The 24046-nt window shown below is 60.7% G+C and carries 20 protein-coding genes; 2 read left to right on the forward strand and 18 right to left on the reverse strand.

Translation table 11 applies throughout. The features are described from left to right. Positions 1 to 3: 3 nt before the first annotated feature. Both JK199_RS13440 and JK199_RS13445 read right to left on the reverse strand, forming a co-directional pair. Positions 4 to 1266: a cation:proton antiporter gene (locus JK199_RS13440; RefSeq protein WP_212376889.1), complete on the reverse strand. Its 1263-nt coding sequence runs from the start codon at positions 1264 to 1266 to the stop codon at positions 4 to 6. A gap of 152 nt (positions 1267 to 1418) precedes the next feature. Further along, on the reverse strand, positions 1419 to 1856 hold the full coding sequence (locus tag JK199_RS13445) for a hypothetical protein (RefSeq protein ID WP_086656588.1): 438 nt from the start codon (positions 1854 to 1856) through the stop codon (positions 1419 to 1421). A 149-nt stretch (positions 1857 to 2005) separates the two neighbouring features. Here JK199_RS13445 and JK199_RS13450 point away from each other — a divergent pair, with 149 nt between their 5' ends. Then, a complete protein-coding gene (locus JK199_RS13450) occupies positions 2006 to 2413 on the forward strand; it encodes an NUDIX hydrolase (protein WP_212376892.1) in 408 nt (135 codons plus the stop codon). Here the strand turns inward: JK199_RS13450 and JK199_RS13455 are convergent. The 12 genes from JK199_RS13455 to JK199_RS13510 all read right to left on the reverse strand — a co-directional run bounded on the left by JK199_RS13455 (position 2390) and on the right by JK199_RS13510 (position 18497). Continuing rightward, positions 2390 to 2827, reverse strand: a complete 438-nt coding sequence (locus JK199_RS13455) for a hypothetical protein (RefSeq protein WP_077931129.1) — start codon at positions 2825 to 2827, stop codon at positions 2390 to 2392. The genes JK199_RS13450 and JK199_RS13455 overlap by 24 nt on opposite strands. A gap of 98 nt (positions 2828 to 2925) precedes the next feature. Next, positions 2926 to 5340 carry a glycosyltransferase gene (locus tag JK199_RS16015; RefSeq protein WP_212376895.1) on the reverse strand — a complete coding sequence of 805 codons (2415 nt, stop codon included), beginning with the start codon at positions 5338 to 5340 and terminating at the stop codon, positions 2926 to 2928. A gap of 150 nt (positions 5341 to 5490) precedes the next feature. Beyond that, the gene (locus JK199_RS13465; RefSeq protein ID WP_212376898.1) at positions 5491 to 10512 is read right to left on the reverse strand and encodes a Hint domain-containing protein; all 5022 of its coding nucleotides are present in this window, start codon (positions 10510 to 10512) and stop codon (positions 5491 to 5493) included. 351 nt (positions 10513 to 10863) lie between these two features. Continuing rightward, positions 10864 to 13383 carry a hypothetical protein gene (locus tag JK199_RS13470; RefSeq protein ID WP_212376901.1) on the reverse strand — a complete coding sequence of 840 codons (2520 nt, stop codon included), beginning with the start codon at positions 13381 to 13383 and terminating at the stop codon, positions 10864 to 10866. After that, complete coding sequence (locus JK199_RS13475; RefSeq protein WP_212376904.1) at positions 13380 to 13946, reverse strand: hypothetical protein; 567 nt, start codon at positions 13944 to 13946, stop codon at positions 13380 to 13382. The genes JK199_RS13470 and JK199_RS13475 overlap by 4 nt, the downstream gene beginning before the upstream one ends. Positions 13947 to 13957: 11 nt before the next feature. Further along, a complete protein-coding gene (locus JK199_RS13480; RefSeq protein WP_212376908.1) occupies positions 13958 to 14485 on the reverse strand; it encodes a phage fiber-tail adaptor protein in 528 nt (175 codons plus the stop codon). Next, complete coding sequence (locus JK199_RS13485; RefSeq protein WP_244985165.1) at positions 14482 to 14910, reverse strand: hypothetical protein; 429 nt, start codon at positions 14908 to 14910, stop codon at positions 14482 to 14484. Before JK199_RS13485 ends, JK199_RS13480 begins: the two co-directional genes overlap by 4 nt. Next, positions 14910 to 16037 carry a phage tail protein gene (locus JK199_RS13490; RefSeq protein ID WP_212376911.1) on the reverse strand — a complete coding sequence of 376 codons (1128 nt, stop codon included), beginning with the start codon at positions 16035 to 16037 and terminating at the stop codon, positions 14910 to 14912. The genes JK199_RS13485 and JK199_RS13490 overlap by 1 nt, the downstream gene beginning before the upstream one ends. Beyond that, positions 16034 to 16609 carry a DUF2612 domain-containing protein gene (locus JK199_RS13495; protein WP_212376914.1) on the reverse strand — a complete coding sequence of 192 codons (576 nt, stop codon included), beginning with the start codon at positions 16607 to 16609 and terminating at the stop codon, positions 16034 to 16036. The genes JK199_RS13490 and JK199_RS13495 overlap by 4 nt, the downstream gene beginning before the upstream one ends. Further along, positions 16609 to 17766, reverse strand: coding sequence for a baseplate J/gp47 family protein (locus tag JK199_RS13500; protein WP_342356335.1), 1158 nt, complete (start codon positions 17764 to 17766; stop codon positions 16609 to 16611). The genes JK199_RS13495 and JK199_RS13500 overlap by 1 nt, the downstream gene beginning before the upstream one ends. A gap of 103 nt (positions 17767 to 17869) precedes the next feature. After that, positions 17870 to 18223, reverse strand: coding sequence for a hypothetical protein (locus tag JK199_RS13505; protein ID WP_025826863.1), 354 nt, complete (start codon positions 18221 to 18223; stop codon positions 17870 to 17872). Between the two features lie 82 nt (positions 18224 to 18305). Next, positions 18306 to 18497, reverse strand: coding sequence for a hypothetical protein (locus JK199_RS13510; RefSeq protein WP_212376921.1), 192 nt, complete (start codon positions 18495 to 18497; stop codon positions 18306 to 18308). Positions 18498 to 18585: 88 nt separating this feature from the next. On the opposite strand from JK199_RS13510, the gene JK199_RS13515 reads away from it, so the two are divergent. Next, positions 18586 to 20709, forward strand: coding sequence for a catalase (locus tag JK199_RS13515; RefSeq protein ID WP_212376924.1), 2124 nt, complete (start codon positions 18586 to 18588; stop codon positions 20707 to 20709). 359 nt (positions 20710 to 21068) lie between these two features. Here JK199_RS13515 and JK199_RS13520 read toward each other — a convergent pair whose 3' ends face one another. From JK199_RS13520 to JK199_RS13535, 4 genes are all read right to left on the reverse strand, one after another. Further along, the gene (locus JK199_RS13520; RefSeq protein WP_212376927.1) at positions 21069 to 21797 is read right to left on the reverse strand and encodes a Gp138 family membrane-puncturing spike protein; all 729 of its coding nucleotides are present in this window, start codon (positions 21795 to 21797) and stop codon (positions 21069 to 21071) included. Positions 21798 to 21822: 25 nt separating this feature from the next. After that, positions 21823 to 22773, reverse strand: coding sequence for a hypothetical protein (locus JK199_RS13525; protein ID WP_212376929.1), 951 nt, complete (start codon positions 22771 to 22773; stop codon positions 21823 to 21825). Between the two features lie 33 nt (positions 22774 to 22806). After that, positions 22807 to 23190 carry a phage baseplate plug family protein gene (locus tag JK199_RS13530; RefSeq protein WP_244985167.1) on the reverse strand — a complete coding sequence of 128 codons (384 nt, stop codon included), beginning with the start codon at positions 23188 to 23190 and terminating at the stop codon, positions 22807 to 22809. A gap of 284 nt (positions 23191 to 23474) precedes the next feature. Beyond that, on the reverse strand, positions 23475 to 24011 hold the full coding sequence (locus JK199_RS13535) for a DUF4142 domain-containing protein (RefSeq protein WP_212363476.1): 537 nt from the start codon (positions 24009 to 24011) through the stop codon (positions 23475 to 23477). Between the last annotated feature and the right edge of the window lie 35 nt (positions 24012 to 24046).

Genomic DNA, 24046 nt, shown 5'->3' on the forward strand with positions numbered 1-24046 from the left:
GGTTTATCCTTTCTCTGCTCCGGTCTGGCCGACCGGATAAAATTTCCGCACCAGTGGCTGAATGGTCATGCCCTGTACAAGAATGGTGAACACAACAACACTATAGCTGACACACAAAAGCAGCTCCCGCTCCGGCCCGGCGGGCAGGCTGAGGGCCAGCGCCAGAGAAATACCGCCCCGCAGGCCGCCGCCCGTCAGCACCGCCAGCACACCCAGACGCTCCCTGCGCAGAACATACAGGGGGAGTGTGGCCAGAAGCACGCTGGTCCCGCGCACCAGCACCGCCAGCGGCAGCGCGATACAGGCGGCCGCAACAACCGGCAGGGCAAAGCTGAGGGCCACGAGCTGGAGCCCGATAATAACAAACAGGAGGGCGTTCAGAACCTCATCCACATGGCTCCAGAACCCGGCGAGGTCCATCCGGCCCTGCGGTGTCAGCGCCGCCTGCGCAACGGGTGCGCCGAGCATCAGCCCCGCCGCAACAACCGCAATCGGGCCGGACATGCCCCACGCGGCGGCACCGCTGTAGACCCCGCTGGCCAGTGCCAGAGAGATCAGCAGTTCCACATGATGATCGCGCACGGCCCGTAACGCCGCCAGCGCCAGACCACCCCCCGCAAGCCCCACCAGCAGGCCCCCGCCAACTTCCCACATAAAGGCTTCCGCAAGGCGGGTGGCATGGGCCGAGCCACCATCAATCGCCACGCTGAGGGCTACGGTAAAAATCACCACGCCCACGCCATCATTCAGCAGACTTTCCCCCGCAAACAGGGCCTGTATGGGGCCGGGCAGCCCCAGCCGCCGCAGCATCCCCACTACGGAGACAGGGTCTGTCGGGGCCAGAATAGCACCCAGCACCACACACCATGGAAAGGAGATGGAAAAGCCCAGCAGGCCAAAAACGCCCCAGATCCCGCCTGCAAACAGCAGAACCGCCAGAAGCGTGCCCAGCACGGCCAGCGCCAGCACGGAGTATCTGCGCCCCCATAAGGCCCGCACATCCACCGTCTGCGCCCCGGCAAACAGCAGGAAGGCCAGCGCGCCATCCAGCAAGGTGTGCGGCAGGTCAATCTGCGCCAGCAGGGCACGCGCCTGTGCCGCGCCAGAACCGGGCAGCACAGCCTCCGCCAGCAGCAGCAGGGCCGCAGCAAGCAGGGAAAACACCAGAATACCAATGGTCAGCGGCAGCCGGAGCAGGCGCTCATTCAGCAGGGCAAAAAGAGAAGCCAGTCCAATAACCAGCGCGAAAAGGCCCAGAGACGTCATGCGCAGCACTCCCGCAAAAGCCTGCCTCCTGCATGCCGGAAACGGCCCGTTCTATTTTTCCGGCAGGCCCCGCAGGCGGGTCTGCCAGACCGTCAGTCAGTCACCAGCCCGTCAGTCGCCAGCCAGTCAGTTACCATTTAGTCCGTCACCAGTCAGTCCGTCACGCGGCTGTTCTGGCCTTCCACATCCACAAAAGTCTGGTCGGAAATGGACACGTTTTCCAGCTCAGGCCGTTGCAGCGCTTCCGATGTGCTTTGCGCGAGGCCTGCGGTACGATCCTTCAGGTCCGCCAGTTCCTCCCGCACATCTGACAGGATTTCCAGCAGCGCCTGATGGTCTTCCGCCGCCCGCTTGTCCGCGCCCCGGCTCAGCACGGCATTGCCCACCATAAGCGCTGGTAACGCGACAAGCTGGATACAGTTGCTGATATAGAGCAGGGTATTCTGCCATTGCGGCACCAGAACCGGGATCAGCGAGAACACAAAAAACACGTACACGCACCAGATGCTGCCAAACAGCATGGTCATTTTGACAGCAATGCTCTCATTGGCCCGGTCCAGAAGAGCCTTGAAAGTTTCCCCCACCGTCATGTCCGCACCCTGCCTTCCTGTCTCGCCCCGCTCCCGTGTCAGGCAGTTTTTTGCCCGCACCGCAGGGTGGGGGTGTACCACACTGTTTTGTAAAAGTCCGCAGCGGGATATGCAGGGCACTCCACCCCCGGACCAGAAGGACCCGCCGAATGAGAGAACCCCGACTAGGCTGTGGCGCATTGATTTTGCAGGAGGGGAGCATTCTGCTCCTGCGCCGCCTGCGCGCGCCGGAAGCCGGGTGCTGGGGCCTGCCGGGCGGCAAGGTCGATGCGTTTGAAACCGTTCCCGCCGCCGTTGCGCGGGAAGTTCTGGAGGAAACCGGGCTGGTGATCCACCAGCCAGCCCTGCTCTGTGTTGTGGACCAGATTGACGCGGTTGCGGGCACGCACTGGGTTGCCCCTGTTTATACCGTGTCCGGCTTTACCGGGCAGGCGCGTGTGCAGGAACCGCACAAACATGGCGGTCTGGACTGGTTCCCGCTGACTGCCCTGCCCGCACCGCTGACGCACGCCACCACAATGGCGCTGGCCGCGTTACGGGAGAAAACCGGCGGCTGAGGCTTCCGCAACCGTAAGATGCAGCCGGAAAAACGCCGTCTGGCCCTTACGGGTGGCCGGGTGCTGCTGGTAGACCGCCAGCGTATACCGGCCGGGCGCACTGGCCTGCCCGGTCCACCTGTCGGGCTGCGGGCTTTCCGCACTCTTATAAATCACAGCGCCGGTCGGGTCTTTGACGACAAAGAAGATCCCCTTCTTGCGGGAATGGCACTGCACATCCAGCCGCTGCCCCTCGCGCAGAGCCAGCCGGAACGGGATCATCTCCGTTCCTTCCACAGTGCCGGAAACCACAGCGCTGTTTGTATCCGGGGTAAAATGCACTGTTCTGGCGTGTGCGGGCGTGTGGGAGGGAAGCAGTGCGCCTCCAAAGAGAAGGCCACCTGCAAGCAGGACAATTTTTGCTTTTTTTGTCATGAATCCTGTCTGCCTTTTTGGGGTCGGGACAATCCCGCAGGCAGATTACAGGAGCGGCGGCGGCCGGATCAAGCAGAACACGCGGCAGCACGAAATCGTCATAAAAAGACTGTTTTCAGGCTGCCTGTTATGGTTTTCCGGGAGAAATGCTCTTTTACAAACTGCCACCCGGCCTGCGCCACAGCCGTTGCCCGCGCATCGTCCTGCAATGCGAGAATCACGCGCGCAAACCCGGCGGCATCCCGTGCCACAAGGGGTTGCAAAATTTCCGGCAGAGCGAGGCCCTCAGCCGCCACAGGCGTCATGACGCACGGCAGGCCCGCCGCAAAACTGTCCAGCACCTTGCCTTTCACGCCAGCCCCAAACCGCAGGGGCGCAACCGCCACCCGCATCTGCGCATAAAGCGGCGCCAGATCCGGCACATGCCCCAGAGCCTGCACCTGCGGGCCTGCCAGCGCCTGCACGGAAGGCGGCATGGAACTACCCACCAGCACACATGGCATATCCGGCGCATACGCCCAGACCAGCGGCATGACCTCCCGCACCAGCCAGAATGCGGCATCCACATTCGGCACATGGGCGTAATGCCCCACAAACACCACGCCGCGCCGCCCGGCCAGACGTGGCTTTTTGCGCACGGCCTGCACGCACCATGGCACGATGCAAACCCGCGCGCCCGGCGCAAGCTGGTGCAGCAGCGCAGCCTCTACGGGGGAATGGGTCAGCGTGACATTGGCCTGCAATGCGCCGAGCCCTTCAAGCAGCCGTACTCTGGCTGCGCGGGGCAGCAGTTCCGGCTGTTCCATTTCCCGCGCCTGCCGCTCCAGCCGCAGGAAATGCAGGTCCGCCACGCTATAGATCACGCGCGCTTTGGGCTGGTACAGCCGCACCAGATCCATATAGCGGGACACAATCCCCACACGGTGCAGATACACGCAGGCAAAACCGTGCTGTTCCAGCCTCAGCCCTTCCTCAACCGACGCACAGAAGGGCAGGCTCCAGACCGATATTTTCGCCCGCTCCAGCAGGGCGCGTGCAGCCGGGGGCGCAACCTGCTCCCGGGACGCAGCAAACACCACCTCCAGCCCCAGTGCCTGCGCCGCCTGCATGTGGGAAAAAATGGCCTGAGACCCGGCATCCCGCGTTGGATCGGGAAAATAGTCATCCACAAACAGGATACGCCCTGCCGCCTGTGCCTTCGCTTTCCCGGCTGCACGGGTGCCAGAGCGCACAGCATGGTCGCGCTCCTGTGCCTTGCGGGGGCGGCCCGTCGCCTGATCCGCTATTTTCTGCCTCAGCGCTGTCACCTGCTCCATGAGAAACCCCAGCGCCTGCTCAGAGTTTTTTCGGCCATGCAGATTCTGGACAATACGGGCAAAGGCGTCCTGCACATCCGCCCCAAGCTCCGCAACAGGGTCCAGGACCCACGGGGAGCCGCGCAGTTCCACGCCGTCTTCATCCCGCAGGACGCGGATCACATGCCGCTCTGTGGGGGTAAAGGGCACAGGCAGAAGGCAGTCAAACCCGTGTCGGCCACCGCCAGACCCGGCCACATCCAGATCCCCCCGGTAGCGGTTTGCCAAAACCCGCGTGACCAGAACACCATTATCCAGAATCTGTATTGTTACCGGCAGGTGGGGGCGCGCGGCATCCTGCGCCCAGCCGCAGACACGCCGATGGTCCACATAATCCAGATAGCCCTGCCCGCACTCTGCTGATGGTAACGGCAGCGGGGCGACGGCCCGCGCCGGGGCCACAGGCTGGCGTTTTGCCCGGACAATCCACGGGGAGCCGACAAGGGCCGCGTGATCTTCCACCCGTTCCACGCGGATGGCATGATCTTCCGTGTCGGACAGGCCGCCTTCAATAATAAATTCAAAGGCGCACTGACCCTCGCCAAATCCGGCTTTTTTCAAATCAGCCCGAAAGGTTTGCGCCAGCACTGTGCCAAGCGTTATGCCATTATCCAGCACCCGCAGCCGCACCGGCCTGCCGGAACCATCACTGGCCCAGCCCGCCAGCCGCCCGCGCTCCCGCACGTCCAGATGCCCCCGCAAAGGCGGGAAGCGCGGCCCGGAAGGCTGTTCCGCTTTTATGGCCTGCGGCGGTGTGACGGATGTGGTCTGCGCCAGTGTGCCCCCGGAAGGTTTCGCGCTCTCTGTTTTAGGGGCGCGGGCTTTTTGAAGAACCGCAGGTGAGACTGGTGCTGTCCTGCCGTCCGGTTTCCGGCTGCGCGGCTTTGCCTGAGAGATCCGCTCCGGAGCGGCTTTCTGTTCCGGCTGTTTTGCGCGTGTTCTTCTGGCAGATGCCGCTCTCTGGCGTGCGCGCAGGCGCGCCAGCGCTGGCCCGACACGGGGCGAGGCCGCCAGTTTTACGGCAGTTTTCCGCGCACGCGGTTTCCGGACCTCAGAAGCTACATCACGCTTCTTCTGGCGCGGGGCCTCCGGCTCAGGCTTAAGCTGAGGTTTAGGCGCAGTGTCTGGCTTCGGCCCAGATGCGCGCGCACCCTTCACTGGCTGAAGGTTTGGCTGGGGCTTTGGCAGAGTCTTTCCGCGCCGGGATTGCGTTCCCTTAGACTTTGCTGGGGGTTTTAGTGAGGACACCCTACACCCTTCCGGCAAGCTGCGGGGCGTCTCCCTGAGGGAGACACTCCCGCATCCGGCTTATCCGGCGCGGGCTGTGCTGACGCACTGCGCCACCGGCAGGCTGTTCAGGCGCTGGCGGATGGCCTCAAGCTGCGCGCCGTCTTCCACCCGTGGCGCGCAATACTGCACGGTGGCTTTACGCTCATTGGGGTAGCACTCCGCATACTCATGCGCGTTGTGGAACATGCCGCGGCTATCATCATCCACAAAACTTTCCGCCGGAGCACCTTCCGCCAGCAGAATGTCATGCGTTTTCAGCTCAACATGGAAATACGCCACGTGATCCACCTGCGTCAGCCGCACAATGGACGTGCCATTCACCAGCGCCTGCGCGGGCACCAGAACGCCCTCCAGATACATGGCGTGCAGCGGGGAGACCCTTAAATCCCGCCGTGGCAGAGCCTCGCCCGAGGCCCCGACCCCGAGTGACCCGGCCCGGAACAGAATGGGCAGAACATCCGGGTTGGTCGCGGCAAAGCGGCCGGAATACGCCCGGTTACCAATCCAGCGGATGGGGCGGCGTTTGCCGGAGGCCGTTACCACACGGTCCCCGATTTTCAGATCTTCCACCGCAACCTCGCCACGGGTGGTGGCAATCAGCGTGCCGGGGCAATAGCAGGGCGTGCCATCATCCAGTTCATAATAAGTCTGGAAGCCGGACGTGACTTCTTTCAGCAAAGGGGCTTCCCCTCCGGCATTGGGCGGCAGGTTACCAAGGGCAAAACTTTCCACCGCGACGCCACCGCTGGTCAGCACCAGCGTATTATTTTCAATCTGGCCGGACAGACCGGAGGCAAATGTCATATGCGCCCCGAGATCCACCGTCACGCCCGTAGCCACCACACTGCCGCCGGACGCGGACAACGCGCTCAAAAAGTTCAGGGTGCCACCGCTCTCCACAGTCCCGTGCAGCACCTGACCATACGCGCTCAGGCTGCCGCCATTTTCAACGGTAAACCCATCCAGCGTAGCCTGCTGGTAGACATAGGTGACCCCGCCGGACTGAATGTCGGTCCCGGATGCAATCGCACCCGAATAAATCACTTCTTCACCTCCGGACGCCAGTGTTGTGCTGAGCGCGGAACCGCCCGTGTCAACATATTGCTGCGCGCCGTCTGACAGCACCGCACTGACAGCATTGCCGCCACTCTGCACAGTCTGCTCTGCAAACCACCCGCTCAGTGTGGCGCCGGACGCAACACCGCCCGACTGAACGGTCTGCTGTGCGTGGTCCTGAATTGTCGCCTGAAGGCTGACGCCCCCTGAGTGAATAACCTGCTGTGTCTGGCTCTGGACATGCGTGCTAAGGCTGCTGCCCCACACATCTTCCATCGTCCCGGACCCGTTGCTGGCGGGGGAAGACAGCGTGGCGTCTACACTGGTGCCACCAGCCTCAACCTCCAGCGCATGAGAACCCGGCACCACCAGCCCGGTTGATGTCTGGCCCGCGCTGACAACGTACCCTTCCGCGACTGTAGAATATCCATTATTGCCCGCCAGAAGAACGCCGGTTTCACCAGTCTGCGCATCAGAAGAAAGAGCAATATTGAACTGCTCAAGGAGTGTGCCTGAGCTTGAGAGAGAGAATTTGTTATTCTCAACCGTTGTTGACAGATTAGAATCTGTTACGAAGTGCGCTCCAACATCCAGAGTGCCGCCCGTCTGGCCGGTACCGCTCTGGAAAGAGCCCTCTATCGTGCCGCCACTTTGCACGAGCACGTCAGAAAGAGTGTTCCCCACCGTCTGAAGCGTCGCGCCACTATGAATGGTGACGTGGCTCAGAATACCAGCACTTTCATTCCGTAGTGTGATATTCTGAAAAATGTCCGCGCCGGATACCGTTCCGCCCGAATTCTCAACAGAAGTATACTGGTAAAGAGTCTCACTGGAGTTTGTGCCGCCTGTCAGCGCGACATCTCCCTCAAGCACGCCCCCGGACAGGATCGTCGTATTCACGTTCCTGATCGCAAGACCGGAAACAACACCCCCGATGCTCAGCGTGTTCTGATAGCTGTACAGTCCGGAATTCCCGATCGAAAGACCGCTGACCGTCTCACCCGAAGCAACCAGAGTACTGTGGACCACATTGGCGCTGCCGACCGAGGTGAGATCCAGCGAATGGACCGTGTTGTCACCCGACTGCACAATGGCGGAAATCAGGCTCCCCTGCCCGTCCCGCACCACAACGCCCGCCAGCACACCGGAGGTATTGGTGCCTGTTACGGTGCCGCCGTTATCCAGAATAATCACGCCGCCACTCTGCACGGACTCATTGGCAATGGTGCCGCCGGACAGCACTTCCACATAGCCACCGGAGGAAATGACATCCCCGGACGCACGTCCGCCAGAACCGACCAGCAGGGCACCGCCAGACAGAACGGTGTCTGACACCGCAGAGCCAACAACCGTGCTTGCAACCGAACTGCCATTGCTCCAGACGTAAGACGATGCCCCGTAAACCTGCGCCGTTGCGCCGGACTGGACGGTAGTCCCGGTTATCACCCCGGCCGCATCTGTCAGGAACCCGCCAGTTTCTACAACGGCACTCACAGCCGAACCGTGTTGTGCAACCTCCATCTGGCCGTTGCTCTGCACGGTGGTGGCAACCGCCTGACCACTGACAACATTTTCCGTCGCGCCGCCGGACACCACGGCAGAGACAGTCTGACCACCATAAACAGACAGATATCCGCTGACCTGTGTGCCGGACGCAGTCCCGCCGTTGACAGTCTGCGTGCCGCCCGTTTCAACCGTGGCGGACCATGCGGTGCCACCAGTGGTCACATTCTGGGCGCCCCCAGACAGGATGTCGGTCTGCAGGGAGGAACCACCGGCTGAGATCACCTCAGACCCATAAGAGGAAATCACGCCTCCGACAGCCGACCCACCAGCGCTGATGGTCTCCGTCCCGCCCGAATGAACAATCGTGCCGGATGCCACCCCACTGGAAAAAACCACTTCCTGCCCGCTGCCAAGAATGGTGGTGCTGAGGCTGGTGCCACCGGCGGACACCATCTGCACACCTGCGGCGCTGACAACATACCCGGAGGATATCTGCCCGGCAGAGACAATCTGCCCCGCCGCCAGCGTATAGTTTGTCTCCCCGTAAATGGCGACATTGCTTGTATTCAGCAGAATGGGTGTGCCGTCCGAGGTGTCCAGCGTGTACGTCTGCACCACAGTACCGTCACTGGACACAATAAGACTGCCGCCAGACTCGACAGCGCTGATGCCCTGACCCAGAAACAGGCTGGCGCCAATATCCAGCACCCCGCCTGCGGACCCGATATCGGTTGCGGAATCAATCCGGAGCGTGCCGCCGCTCTGCACGACAACCCCGGTCATGTTCATATCATTTGATGACAGCGTGGCCCCGCTGGCCACTGTCAGCCCGTCAATCTGGCCAGAGGCATTCGCGAGGCTCACACCGCTGGTCAGAACCGCACCGGAAATGCTGCCGCCACTATTCGTCACGGAGAACCAGTTCACGCCGGTCTGGCTGCTTCTGGCAAGGGTACCGCCCAGAACGCCGCCCTGCAGGAGGGTTGCCTGCGTGCCCGCTGCCGTCAGGCCGGATACTGTGCCTGCAATATTAAGGGTGGTGTAGCTGCTGCCCGTCAGGGTCAGGCTTTCAACCGTTTCACCGTACCCCACTGTCACGGTGCCGCCGGACGGAGCTACACTGCCTATATCCAGCGTGAGGCCACTGAGCGTGGCAGAGCCCGACTGGAAGAAGACCTGTTTGACAGCCCCCCTGTTGTCCGCCACCACAAGCCCGGCCAGCGTGCCATCTATGCTGCTGACGGTCGTATTGCCTTCACGGATCAGAATACCGCCATCGGCAATGGTTTCATGAGACGCGGAGGCTCCGGCGGACAGATACACAAAGCCGCCGGAAGAAATGGTATCCCCGGCAATACTCGCGCCGGAGAGAACCGTCATCTGCCCGCCGGAGAGAACGACCATGCCCGAAGCCTGTGCGGCAGGCAGGGTGGGGCCGTCATCATCATCATCGTCCTGCTGCGGCTGCATGCCAATCGTCACAAAGGAGCCGCTCTCCACCGTGACCTGCGCAACCAGTCCGCCCGAATTGACCAGACTGGCGCTCTGGGTCAGCGTTGCGCCGGAAATCAGGCCACCCTGATTTGTCACCTCAACAGAAGAGATAACACCCGTCAGAACGCCACCCTGAAAGACATCGGCGTATCCGCTCGTCAGGCCGTTCACGGTGCCGGCAATATCGACGTCCATGCCGGAGTTCAGCGTCAGGGTGTTGACGGTTTCTCCACCCCCGACAAACACATCCAGCCCTTCATACTCATTTGGGCCACTTAATGTGGACAGATCGAGATTATTGAGCGTTGCATCTCCGGACTGAAGCCATGAGGACACCACGCTATCATCATCATTCATCACAACAACACCGGCTAGAACGCCATCTGTGTTGGTGTCCGTGAGCGTTGCACCGGCATATTTGATAATCAGGCCGCCAGCCTGAACCGTCTCATGCGTGGCGGACCCACCCAGCCCGACAAGCAGAACACCGCCTGAGAGAATAGTATCGCCGGACGCCAGCCCGCCTTCGGCAATATCCAGCCCTCCGCCGGAGGAAACCACTGTGCCGGACGCGACGCCCTGATTATAAATATCAAGCTCACCACCGGACTGGACGGTTGCGGAAGTGATAACGGCCAGAGCGGCGTCCGGATCTGCCTCCTGATCCCCGACGTCAACTTCCCCGCCACTCTGGATTGTGGTGAAGCTGGCGGACCCGCCGTTCTGCACAGCCTGAACACCGTCCGAGCCGACCGAGGCGCTCAGGGCGGAGCCGCCAGCGTCAATCGTCTGGGAGCCGCTGCCAATCTGTGTGCCGATGCTGCTGCCCTGCACCTCTTCCGTCGGGCCGTTGCCCATGCCGTTTTCACTGCCCTGCAGAACAGTATTCTGCACTGTGCCGCCAGACTGAACGAGCAGGGAGTCATTCCCGCTGATGGTCAGGCCGGAGGAAGACTGACCGGAGGAGACGATAATTTGCGCCATGACGTTTGAGATCCATTGAGCTGAACAGGTCTGAGCGGCAGCCGTGAAAGGGCTATGATGAAATATGTCTGAAAAATGTCACTGGCTGCCGTTCTACAGGAAAAATGCTGTGCCTGTAAGTGCGGCAGGGCATTCTGTTTCCACCCGGAGGGATCTGAAAAACCTTTTTTGAGTCAGGTTTTCTCAAAAATAATAACACTTATTCCCATGAAGGATAAATGTTATAAGATTACGGAAGCTATCTTTGATCAATCCGTCTTTTTTAGCCGCCTGCCGGGCCGCCCCCGCGCCGTTTTTACAGCCTGAGAGGGCCGGAGACCGGGCGTGAGCGGACGCTCAGACAATCAGGGATCAGGGAATCGCGCTGAGCGTCGCCAGTTTCCACCCGGCGGAGGTGTAGATGGCCGGGGTATCGTCATCCGCATCGTACAGGGTGGTGCCAATGGGCAGGTTGCTCATGCCTTTGATGGCCGCACGGGAGAAGGTGGGCAGGCGGACACCTGCCGCAGGGGTTAAAGCACCGCTCAGCGTTTCATTCCCTGCTGTATCCAGCGCGCGCAGGGTTGTGCTGCCATTGGCGTCCCGCAGACCGGTGGCGGTGTAGCCGGTGGTGATGACCCCCGTAGGCTCCCACGCCACAGCCTGACCGCTGCCCAGCCGCAGAGCCTGCGCTGTTGCCAGCCCGGACAGATTGACCCCGATGCCAGCCGTGCCAGTCACTGTCACAGCACTGGCGGAACTGTTGTTTACATGGGTGGTCATGCCGCTGTTCAGGGTGCTGCCCGTCACGGTTTCATTCCCGCTCTGGTCCAGCGTGCGCAGAACCGCCCCGCCCCATGTATCCTGCAATGTGCTGTTGGCAAAACGGGTTTGCACGGCTGCCGTCTGCTCCCACGATACGGCCTGCCCGCCGGCAAGACGCAGCGCATCCGGTGCGGTAAGGCTCGTGGTATCCAGCCCGATGGCGGCCTTACCCTGTGCCACAAAAGCGGATGCGGTGGGCTGGCTGAGGCTGACGACCGTCTGACTGTTATGGGCGGCACCGGGAATGGTCTCATTCCCCTGCGTGTCCAGCGTGCGGGCCACTCCGGCGGCGACCTGCTCTGTCAGTTTGCCGTCAGCAAAACGGGTTTGCACAACAGCCGTTGGTTCCCATGAGAGGGCCTGCCCTGCCCCCAGACGCATGGCCTCCGGTGTAGTCAGGCTGCTCAGATTGAGGCCGATCAGCGCCTGTCCGCCCAGTGTCCACGCCACACCACTGCCGGGGTTGGCAATCGCGGTGGTGACATCCCCGTTCATGCCGACGGAAAACAGCGGCGTGGTGTCATACCAGTAGCGCAGGGTATAGGCAGCAGAATCAAACTGAAAATGTGGTTTGTGATCATCACTAAACGCAAGATTCCGGTTTGCGCCAATGTTCAGCACCGGCGCATTATTGACCGGCGTGCTGCGGGAGAGGTCAATCCCCGCAGTATCAAACCGGCCTGCCGCATCAATCATGATGCCATACGCACTTGTGCTGTCATTATTGCCCAGCGCAATGCCTTTGCCAATGCGGCCGGGGGTGCCGGTGCTGCCTGCTCCGGCAATCTGAAGCTGGAGGCCAATACGCCAGTTATTGGGATCATCCGCGTTGGCATAAACATCAATTTCCCGCCCCACCAGACTGCCTGCAATATTGGAAGGCTGGCCGGTATCATCACGGGTTTCATCATACCCGGCCCAGATCTGGGAGCGGGAGCCTTTGCCGTCCGCCAGCGCATTGGCGGGTCTCTGCGCCATGCTGGCCTGCGCCACATGCTGGCCGCCACCAAAGGCGGCGCTATTCAGGACCGTGGAGTGGCACCAGACATAATCATTCAGTGCGGCCCCCACGGACGGGATGGTGCAGTTGCCTTTTTCCAGATTCATGACAAATCCGGCCGTGCCGCCAGAATGCGTAATATCCAGATCCTTGCGCAGCACCGGGGGCATATCCGCCGCTGTCTGGCCGCGCACAAAATATTTCCCGCCTTCCAGCGTGCTTTCCAGCACATCCGTGCCCAGACTGAGCAGCGGGCCGCCATCCGCCTGCAAGGTGCCATTCGCCTGCCACAGGTTGGGCGTGCTGCCCGTAGGTGCTGATTTCAGCGCGAGTTTTCCGGCGGGAAGCTGAATGACCGCGCCGGACGCCGCAGCATTTTTGGCGGCCTGAAGGGCGGCGGTATCATCCGTTTTACCGTCCAGCGCCAGACCGAAATCCTTTGCGTTCAGCTGGTCGGCAAAGCGTTCGGCCAGCGGCCTGCCAACGGCCCCGGCTGCGCTAATCCGTGCGGTGGCGGAGGACAGATCCCCCGAGACCGGGGCTGTCATTGCCCCGGTGGCATCCAGCCCCGCAACGCCGTTTGGACTATTCTTGTCCGACTGCTGCACGCTGCCATCCGCCATCGCGCCGATCTGCCCAATGGTCGCATTCTGCCACAAAGCCGGCACGCCGGTTGCCGCATCCAGCCCACCCGGAGGCCGGGTGGGGCCATAGGTGGGGGCGCTGCTGGCCAGCGGGGACGCCATGAGAACACTGCGCAGACGCGCCGTCCTGGCGAGCAGAGGCGAGGCCGAAGCTGAGGAGGCTGAAGCCCCCGTCTGGGTAGACGCGGTTGCACCAGAGCCGGAAGACGGAACGGCAGATGTCGGTGTGGTGGTTGTGGTGGTGTTGGCGGTGGCAGTCACCGCCGTATCCGTGGACTGCGCGGACTGTGTTGCCTGACCAAGCACCTGATATTGCGGGAGCAGATGATTAGGCCGCGCAAATGCCGCAACCCCGGCCCCTGCCACAAGCGCGACACCGGAACACAGGCTGAGAAGAAAACGGGTTTTGAGAAGAAATGTCATGCAGAAGTGCCTTGTGAAATGCAGAGATAGCCGCCGTTATTCCACCAGACACCGGAGATGCCGGGATCTGTGGTGGGGAGGTCCATGGCCATCAGCACATGCCCGTTCCGCACCCCCAGACAGTCCAGACCACCCAGCACCAGATTGCCCTCCTGCGAGAGTGTGGCGAGGCCATTGGGGACCCCCTTTTGTGCCGAAACAACGGTTGACGCGGCTCCGGCCGCGCGGGAGGAGGCTGTCTGCGCCTGTGTGGCGGCATCCTGCGCCTGTGTGACGAGGGTTGAGACAATACCGCTCACCTGCCCGCCCTGTGCGTCCACATACGCTTTATTGACCAGATGGGTGCTATCCGTCGGCGCAAGAGCGCAGCTCAGCAAGCCTGTGAGCGTATCGCCTGTTTTGGAGACCGCTCCTGTCCAGATGGCAGATTGCGGGACAAACTGCCCCTGCCCGCTGAAGATACCAAAAACAAGATCAGCCGGGGCAGGCTGAGACTGCACTGGCAACGCCGAAAGCGGCATACCACTGGGCGTGGATGCCGTGAAACTGTTTGACCCGGACATGGGTTCTCCCGTTACGCGATAAGATAAGGGGTTCCGGAGGGACCGGTGAGGATCGCACCGCCCGGCAACGCCAGAGCATTGGGGGGCACGGGCGTACCATCGGCCAGACGCGGGACGGGCTGCGGCTGCGCCGCCGGAGTGTCCGCCAGAATGGCCACCGAGACAGGCTGCACGAGGCTGCGCCCCTGCTGCGTGGTAACGCACACCTGAACCTGCTGCACAGTGCCCGGCACGCCGCCCCCCAGAAAAAGACAGGCCTGCCCCTGCAAAAGCGTGGCCCACAGAACGGTCAGGTCTGTCACGGCCCCGGTGAGCGTGAGCACGCGGGCGGAAACGGAGGTCAGGGAATCTCCTGTACCATAGAGCCAGTTTTCCGGGTTCAGGCTGAAATCCAGATTATCGCCGCTGGCTTTGGGCGCCCATGCGAGGCAGAGGTCTTCCGCCACCAGCCCCCGCAGACGCAGGCCGGGCGGCGGTGTGAGCGGAAGTGTGCGGGCCGGGGCGGGCTGCCAGTTGGGGGACGGCAGAGGCGGGATCATGCCGGGGGCTCCGGCAGGGTTGTGCAGCTTGTCTCCTGCCCTTGTGCAATGGCCCGCAGAGCTTTGAGGTAATCCACCCACACCTGCGGGGTCGGGTCATTCAGGGCGCCATACTCTTCCCACACGGTCTGGCGGGCCGTGGCGAGTGCGTTGCGGGCCTGTGTTGCCAGCGGCACGGGCGGGATAGGGGCTGTGTAGTCAATCACTTTTCCCGCCAGCACGCCGCGGCCCTTCGGCAGGCGGAAAGACGTGGTATCAGACCAGTCTTCCGCGCTGACGGGAAGCAGGTTTGACGCAGGCGGGACGGTTGCGACGCTGCTCATCCCCCATGTATCATACCAGCCTGTTACCGGAGTGGGCTGGGTGGCTGACAGATCATACGCCGCATAATAACGGTCTGGATAAAGTGTTTTTATGTCTGTCATTAGCGTGGTCCGATCGCAATAATCGAGACAGTTTCATTGGATGAATTACTGTCCGGCGGAATATTGATGGCAAATTGTGTGCTGGACCAGTTGTACGTCCATACATCCATATCCCCGTTCTGACTGGCATTGGCGACAACCGCGACAGGCGTGCCGGAAAACGCAACGGGGAACGTCACGTAATTTGTGCCACTTCCGGCATGGACAACATTAGGCACTGTAAACGCCTGTATGCGGTGGCCATAGGCCAGATTGATCACACGATTATCAGATGTTGCGAAGTCACTCGCGTAGGTTGTCGCCGCGACATAGTTTTGCAGGCTTGAGGCGGGCGCGTAATTTTGCAGGTCCGCGTGTGTGGCGTAATTCTGGAGATCAGATCTGGCGGCATAGTTTTGCAGGTCTGACACATACGCGACATCTCCGTACTGACTGTCATTCAGGCGCTGGTTCTGGCTCCACCGGATATAACGCCATGTCCCGTCATTAAATTGCAGGGAGAGCACAGCCCGGAAGGTTGTGCCCACCTGCTCCTGCAGGCCCATTGAAAACTGCCCGCCCCGCCCTTTGGCTTTGGAAGAAAAGGTTGGATAGTTGATATAATCCCCGATTTGCGGGTTCGTGGGGCTGGCCTGCGCAAAGACCCCGTCAAACCCTTCCTGCACCAGCGCCCCCTCCACTGTCAGCCAGGAGACAACGCCCCCGGACAAAGGCAGATATCCGGTAAACAGGTTTTGCCATGCAGCGCCTGACGCACCGGGGGTGGAGACGTTATCATCCGTTGTGGAAACCCAGAAGGTACCGGGAGTAGTCCCCGACACAACAGCACCGGCGGGATAGCCGCCGATGGACTGCGCAAAGCCCGAATCAAACATTCCCCAGCATCCAGCCTGATATGCGCGGAGAATTTTGGAAATAAGGTTAAGCAGGCCGTTCATATCCTGCCCGCGCGGGGGCACGCCCCCGGCGGAACGGGCTATAAAGGTTTCCGGCGGAAAGCCCAGCGCGAGCGAGGCCGTCCCATCCCCCGGATGGGCTTGTGTTGCGGGAATGGCCGCAATGTCACTCCCCGCAGCATTCGCGGCAATGGGTGTGGCGAGACGGGCAGGAAAATCAGACTGCTTCATGCATGCCCCCTGATGGCGTAAGAGACGGCCACACCGGCCGGACGCGGCAGAACGCCGCTGCTCTGAATGATGGAAATCTGCACATCGGTCGGGATAAAATTAAAAACGTAGCTCATGCTCATTGTGCCGTGGTCTTCCACCCACGCATCGCCCTGCCCGGCAAACAGCGCCATGAGAATGGCGTTCAGGCTGAGGACAGAACCATCCGTGATATTGGCCATTGCCTTGGCGTAAATGAGCTGACGGAACCCTTCATCAGACAGGCGCACATTGCTGCTTGTCGCTGTGCCGTTGTACCAGGGAGCCGTGTTAAAGCCCTGTTCCGTCAGGTCAGCCGCCTCTAAAAACCCGATGAAATTTTCAGACGAAATTGTCAGAACACGCTGAACGCCGACAATCCGGCCCCACACATCCAGCCCATACCCCTGCGCCGTGGCGATGTTCCAGATATGGTCATACCACTCACTAATCAGATTCGCCGGGTCAAAAGCCTGATTCCACGCGGTAATGAGCGCGTTGATCCCCGGCGCGCAGGCATATTGCGACAGGAGTGTTTTTTGCACACTCAGCATCAGACAAACTCCACGCTGATGGTGGTGCTGTCCAGCGTCGGGATCTGGTTTGCCTGCATCTGCACGGACAGACCCGTGGGGTTTGCGCTGGTGCCAAGCGTGACTTCCGTAATCTGGGCCCATCCCCCAAGAGCCGAGACGGCTGCATAAAACCGGCTTGCATAGAGTGTGCTGGCAATCCGTGCGCGGGTTCCGCCATCATCCCCCAGAAAAACAGATTGTACGGCAGCCTGAATATCCGATGTCCCGGTTGACGGCACGGCAGCGGAGGCAACGAGACGCACTGTGACATAGACCGGCGTGGCAACAGGCCTTTGAAAACTGACTGTGTAGCTCGGTGGTGTTCCGTAGGTGCTGGCCGGGTCTGTGACCGTGACGGTGGTGCTGCCATTACAGGCGCAGCCCGGAGGCTTTTTGCGCAGAATAGCCAGAGCAATGTCCGCATCCGCGCCGCCATTCACGCACACATACAGACTATGCGGCGCGAGTGTTACACCATTGACCGTAACACTCGCGGCGGTGCTGTTATCTGTCACATAGGCATCCGTCACCCCGGAGACAGCCTGAACAGCAGCGGAAATGGCATCCAGCGGGCCAATGGCGTTTGCGGCAACCGATGTTTTACGCCGGGCCTCAAAGGCTGTGCGGCTTTCCACCGCGCGGCCCGTAACGCCAGAAACCGGGTTATTCACCCCGCTCCACCCGGCCACGGACTGGCTGATACGCACGCTGTCAGCCGGGCACACAACCTCCCCCGCGCTGGTGCAGGTAAACAGCCCCTGCGCTGTGCCGGTGCCATCCAGTGTCAGGGTCGTGTTCGCTGTGTAGCTGTTGCCGGACTGATCCGTAATCAGCGAGCCTTGCGGAATGACCGTACCCGCCGCACCGGTGCAGACACAGATGACGGTTGTGGGCGTGGCAGGCAGGCGGGACATGAAATAAATACGCCCGATGGCATCCTGCATCCGGCCTTCAGCACGGGCCGGGTCCACGCCGTTGGCGAGGGCCAGAAACTGGTCATACGCATCCCCCAGAATGGCGGTGAGCGACATGGCAAGCTGGCCCTGTGGTGTGGAAAGTTCCGTTGTCAGGGTATTGCCAAAAGCGGCGTTGATATCGGCCAGAACGCCGGTGAGCATATCGGCTTCTTCCGGCATGATAAAGCCCGTGGCATCCAGCACAGGAGCCGGGACAGACGTGGTGCCGGAGGAGGCTGTGCCGGAGGAGGCTGTGCCGGAGGAGGACAGGCTGGCAGAGGGTTCAGAGGCTGACAACAGTCTGGCTCCCATCGGTAAGAGTAAGCTGGATTACACCGGACAGGCGGCGGGCCGGGCTGAGGCCGGTGAGAACACAGACAGCCTGCGCCACGCCGTCCACACCGAGGGCCGTCTGCTCAACATCCGCGCGGAACAGAGCCGCGGACTGGGTGCGCCCCAGAATGGCGGTGAGATAAGGCAGGCCGAGTGTTGTATTGTACCAGCACTCCCCCAGAAAGACGCGCACCGCGCAGGCGACGTTCTGGGCGACGGCGTAGGGCGCTGACGCGACGGCAATGCTGCCGCTGGCGTCAACCACCAGATCCCATGTTGATCTGTCGAGAAGCAGGGTTTGCATTCTGAGGGTCTTTTATATGTGTGGGTGTGACGGAGGACGCGATGCGCTGAAAAGAGACGCTGCGGACAAGTGTGCCGGAACGCTATGGGTGACCACGCAGGGCCACAACCGGGACACCCCTGAAAACTGAATAGGGTTTATCCGCCAGATGCCGCAGAGGGGCAGGCAACCTTAGCGCCAGCGTGACGTTTGAAGAGCAGACCCATGATGGAACAGGTTTGAGGTGCAGGCCTGAGCAGACCCCGTTTTGCACGCCCTGAACGCTGTGCGGCATTTTGTGCAGCCTAAAAAGGTGGCCTTAAGACTGCATCATTCTGAACTGAACCCTTATTCTATAGTCCAGCACGCAAAGGCAGATGACCATGAGCGCCAGATCAGCCCATACTGACCAGACAACCGTGACGCTGGGAGAGGAAACCGTGCAGCGCGGTGCGGGCGGAGAAACGCACCAGACGGCGGGCGGTGACGTCCCGACCCTGACAACGCAGCAGGGTGTGCCGGTTTCTGACAACCAGAACACGCTGAAGGCCGGTGCGCGTGGGCCGAGCCTGATGGAAGATTTCCATTTTCGGGAAAAACTGTTCCATTTTGACCATGAACGCATCCCGGAGCGGGTTGTGCATGCGCGTGGTTATGGAGCGCATGGTTATTTTGAACTGACCAACTCGCTCTCCAACATTACCAGCGCGGATGTGTTGCAGCGTGAGGGCGAGCGCGTTCCGGCGTTTGTCCGCTTTTCTACCGTGGCGGGCAGCAAGGGCTCGACCGACCTCGCGCGGGATGCGCGTGGCTTTGCCGTCAAGCTGTATACCAAGGAAGGCAACTGGGACATTGTCGGGAATAATATCCCCGTGTTCTTTATTCAGGATGCCATCAAGTTTCCGGATATGGTGCATGCGGTGAAGGAAGAGCCGGACCGGGCCTTTCCGCAGGCGCAGTCCGCGCATGATAATTTCTGGGATTTTATCTCCCTCACCCCGGAAAGCATGAACATGATCCTGTGGGTGATGTCCGACCGGGGCATCCCCCGCTCCTTCCGCTTTATGGAAGGGTTTGGGGTGCATACCTTCCGCTTTGTAAACAAGGCGGGCCAGTCCACCTACGCCAAATTCCACTGGAAACCAAAAATGGGTTTGCAGTCGGTTGTGTGGAATGAAGCCCTGAAAATTAGCGGGGCGGACCCGGATTTTCATCGTCGTGATTTATGGAATTCCATTCAGTCCGGCAATTTTCCGGAATGGGAGCTGGGTGTTCAGCTTTTTGACGACGAATTTGCGGACCGGTTTGAGTTCGACATTCTGGATGCCACCAAGCTGATCCCCGAAGAAGTGCTACCGGTGCAGCCCGTGGGGCGTCTGGTGCTGGACCGCATGGTAGATAACTTCTTTGCGGAAACCGAGCAGGTTGCGTTCTGCACGCAAAATATTGTGCCGGGTGTGGATTTTACCAACGACCCGCTTTTGCAGGGCCGCAACTTCTCCTATCTCGACACGCAGCTTAAACGGCTGGGTGGGCCAAACTTTACGCATATCCCCATCAATGCGCCCAAATGCCCGTTCCATACCCTTCAGCAGGATGGGCATATGGCCATGCATAACCCGAAAGGGCGTGTGAACTACGAGCCGAATTCCTGGGGTGGAGAGGCTGGTGGCCCGCGTGAAAACCCTGAAAAGGGGTTCAGGACGTTCCCGGCGGACGTAAATGGCCAGAAGGAACGGGTGCGGTCTGAAAAATTTGCGGACCATTACAGTCAGGCCCGCCAGTTTTACAAAAGCCAGACCGAGGTGGAGCAGACGCATGTGCAAATGGCCATCACCTTTGAACTGAGCAAGGTGGAAACACCCGCGATCCGCAGCCGCGTCGTCTCTCACCTGCGCACTATTGATGAAGGGCTGGCGAAAGCCGTAGCAGACGGCCTGGGGCTGGACACGCTGCCAGACGCCGCACCACCTGCGCGGAAGGTGGTTGATTTGCCGCCCTCCCCGGCTCTTAGCATCCTGAAAAATGGCCCCAAAACCTTTGAAGGCCGCAAAATTGGTGTGCTGACAACCAATGGGGCCGATGGGGCCTTGCTGGAAGCCTTACAGAAAGCCGCAAAAGCGGAAGGCGCTGAAATCGAACTGATTGCGCCGCAGATTGGCGGCATCAAAACCGCTGATGGCAAGCATGTGCCTGCGGCCCAGCGTGTGCCGGGCGGCCCCTCCGTGCTGTTTGACGCGGTGGTTCTTCTGCCCTCCGCCGACGGCGCAAAGCAGCTTGCGCAGGATGCCGATGCACGGGATTTTGTGACGGATGCTTATGCCCATGCCAAATTTATTGGCTACACGTCTGACGCCCTGCCGCTGCTGAAACGTGCCGGTGTGGTCGATGATGCGGTGGATGGGGGCGTGATTGAACTGAAATCCGGAAAAGATGCGGATGGGTTTGTGGCCGCCTGCCGGAAACTGCGGTTCTGGGAGCGTGAGGCGTCTGTTCATTCTGTGTGAGCAGCGTAAGCAGGGACAGAAAATCTTTTTTCTTTTCCACACGGTTACGAGCAGGAAGAAAACAGTCTGAGTCTTCCGGGGGCTCTGGGCTCTGGGCTCTGGGCTCTGGGCTCTGGGCTCTGGGCTCTGGGCTCTGGGCTCTGGGCTCTGGGCTCTGGGCTCATATTCCGCCTGTGTCCCGTGCTGTTCAAGAACAAAAATCTGATACTGCATTTAAGAAATATAGAAACCACGACTCTGGATTTCTCCGGGGTCCTGGTTTTTTATTGTGCGAACCAGCTTCTGCAAGAGACGCTATGGGAAGGGCTGTCTTTCGCTTTTGTATTATGGAACCGACTGTTACCGTGCTTAGCCTTACCTTAACCCTGCGGGGTGCCGGTTGTGCCCGAACCGGGCTGGACGCCGGGGTGGGTGTGGTGTGTGAGAGAAATACCGCTCGCGGTAGCGTCCTGCGAGACGGTGAGTGGGCCGTCTATTGAGACAGGACCAGTGATGTGCGTGGTCTGGGCATCAATGCTGAATGCGCCACGGGTTTTTAGGGTAATGCCTTTTTCACTAAACCAGAGATAATCTTGCGGTGTGCCGTTGAGAAAGCCGCCGATATAGAGGGCGTCCGCCATGTTTTGCTGCCTGAATGAGCCGGGGGCTGCACTGGCGCGGGCTGTTTTGACGTTGAAGATGTCACGGTCCGCCACCAGAGCGAGGCCGATATCCCCTTCTGAGGGATCAAGAATAACGGCGCGGGTGCCGCCCTGAAGCCGGAAATAGGGCACGTTATACAGCACACCATGCGGCGTGACCCGCCCCGAGGCATCCTGCTGGTGCACGAGAGGTTGCACATCCACCGTGCCGACCGGATTAAGCCCTGTGCCGGACACTCCTTTAACCTGCACGGGAATGATAGTTCTTCGGCCGGAAAGAAGCCGGGTGATAACCATGTTTAGAGCACTGAAATCTGACGCACTGGCATCGGCCCGATTGAAAACAGGGTAAGGGCTGGCGGACGCCTGAGACGCGCTCTGGTTAGGGGATGTTGGCGTGGCGGTCTGGGCTGGAGAAACTGAGGAAAAGATGGAGGTTTGGGTCATGCAAGGTGCCTCAGGACTAAATGCCTCACGCTGCTACTGTCCGGCAGGGTTGTGCGACGAGATCCGTAAACCATGCGCCGTGAGGAGTTTCTGTTTGCAGGGTGTGGCGCACCTGTGTGGCCGTCCAGAGGCCCACCGGCACAGGCCCGCTTTGCTGCCCCCACCCCGCGGGCTGGTAGCGGCTGTGCAGAGCGATCAGGCTGTTAAAACTGATGCGCGGATTGAACAGCATCCGCAAAGCAAGCCCTCCGGCGGACCATGCGGGATAGCCGATCAGCCCTGTTTCCGCTGAGACCGATACAGCCTGCGCGGAACTGGCAGACGCGGTGTATGAGTCCGCGCCCGACGCGGCAATCTGGCCCGTAAAAAGGGCTGGCCAGACAGACAGGTCTCCGCGCCCAAGCCCGGCGCATAACGGCACAGTGTCCAGACACTGGCTGAGTTGCTGGCCGGGGCTTCCGTGAAAATACGGGTCATGCAGCACAAGACCGGGGCCGTGATACCGCAGGGTCAGGCCAGCTTTGGCCGCAATACCGCCCAGAGCCTGCTGAGCGGAAACCGCGCCTTTATACCCTGTCGGGCTGGCAGGCATGGCGTTGGGAAGGACTGTTGAAAAAGCCTGTGCAACAAAGGCGACATCCGGTGCGCTGGTATAATCCACATAGGCCAGTGTAATGCCGCCCTGAAAAATGAGCGCCGTTCCCCCGGCTGCATCCGGGGCTGTCAGAAGAAGTTCGCTCGCGCTTTGCCGGGTGGGGTCTGGGGTTGCCATGCTCAGGCGGTTCATGACGTCCGGGGTCATGCCCTCCACCCGCACGGTTGCGCTTTCTGCCGTAGGGAAGCGGGCCTGAGAGACTTCGGCATGTACGCGCAGGCCGGACAGAGTGATCGTGTCTTCACCGTCAGGGCCAAAAGCCTGCGACAGCAGCCGGAAAGTCACATCCACAGCGCGGTTCTGGAGCGAGGTTTGAGACATGGTGAGCGTGATCCGGAGCCAGAGGATGGAAGGTCAGGATGACCAGATGGGAGCGTAGAGCAGGAAAAAGCGGGAACCGAGGCCGGTTGTGTCCGGGTCCTGCTGGCCCTGAGTGTCGACAAACAGGAAATCTCCGGGCAGGCCGATTGCGGCGTCCCGCACCAGCCATGTGCGGTCCTGACACAGTACACCGGACAGAAGCCGCGTGGTGCCGACATCAAAACCCGCATACAGGCCGGTGCTGCGCTGACGCAGGGTGATCTGCACGAGGGTGCCGGAAAGCGAAACCTTGAGTGTCTGCGCGGGAAGAGCCGACAGAGGCACGGTGAGCAGGGAGGACACGGAGACCAAGCTGCCCTGTGCTGTGGTGATGAAACCTGAGGACACCAGGGATGTTTGCTGGGATAGTGAAGACATGCGGAAACCACTCCGGTTATGTGGGGCTGGAGGGTGTTTGTGATATTTTATGGAAAAAAGGGCGGTTGTGCGAAGCACGGAGCACGGAGCACGGAGCACGGAGCACGGAGCACGGAGCACGGAGCACGGAGCACGGAGCACGGAGCACGGAAGCGCTTCTTGAGGTCTTCCTCAAGGGCGTCCATCAAAAAAACCGGTGTCTCTGATACTTTGTCCTGATATACCAGCAAGAAGTCTGCTCCCCTGCCGGTTAATGGGCAGGAGAGCAGGAAAGAGTATTTTTATTAAAGCTGTTTTGTGTAGCCGAGCAGTTTTGTTTTCAGGTCAGCTGCGAGTTTTTGCAGATCAGCGTTTTTAGATTCAGCGCTGCTCAGATCAAGCGCCGGAATTGTCGTTTTTTTAGTGCCTGCAAGGTAGCGCACATAGCGTTTGTCAAATGCCGCGCCGTGCAGGGCCTTCATCTGATCAATCACTTTCTGGCTCTGTGCTGAGGGCTTGGCCGCCAGTTCTGTCTTGCCGGTTGCCGCGAGTGTGGCCAGCGTATCGTGATTGGCTGTCAGATCCTTGACGATTGTTGTGCCAAGCTGTGCGATATCGCTCCGGGCGGCATGCGTCTGGGCAAGAGTGGCCAGTGCGATATGCGTCAGATCGGCATCATTGATGGCGGCGGCGAGATTTGTATCAGCGACGGGAAACGGTTGTGCCAGAGCGGGCAGCGGGGGCGCGGGCGGCTGGCCGGGATTCATGCAGGCGCTCAGGGCAAACAGTGAGACAACGAGGGACGAGCAGGTCAGCACCTGATGACGGGACGGACGCAACATGATCAGCAAATTCTCCTTTGACCGCAGCAACCGTT

The sequence above is a fragment of the Acetobacter persici genome, from assembly GCF_018256955.1.
GTDB classification, from domain to species: domain Bacteria; phylum Pseudomonadota; class Alphaproteobacteria; order Acetobacterales; family Acetobacteraceae; genus Acetobacter; species Acetobacter persici.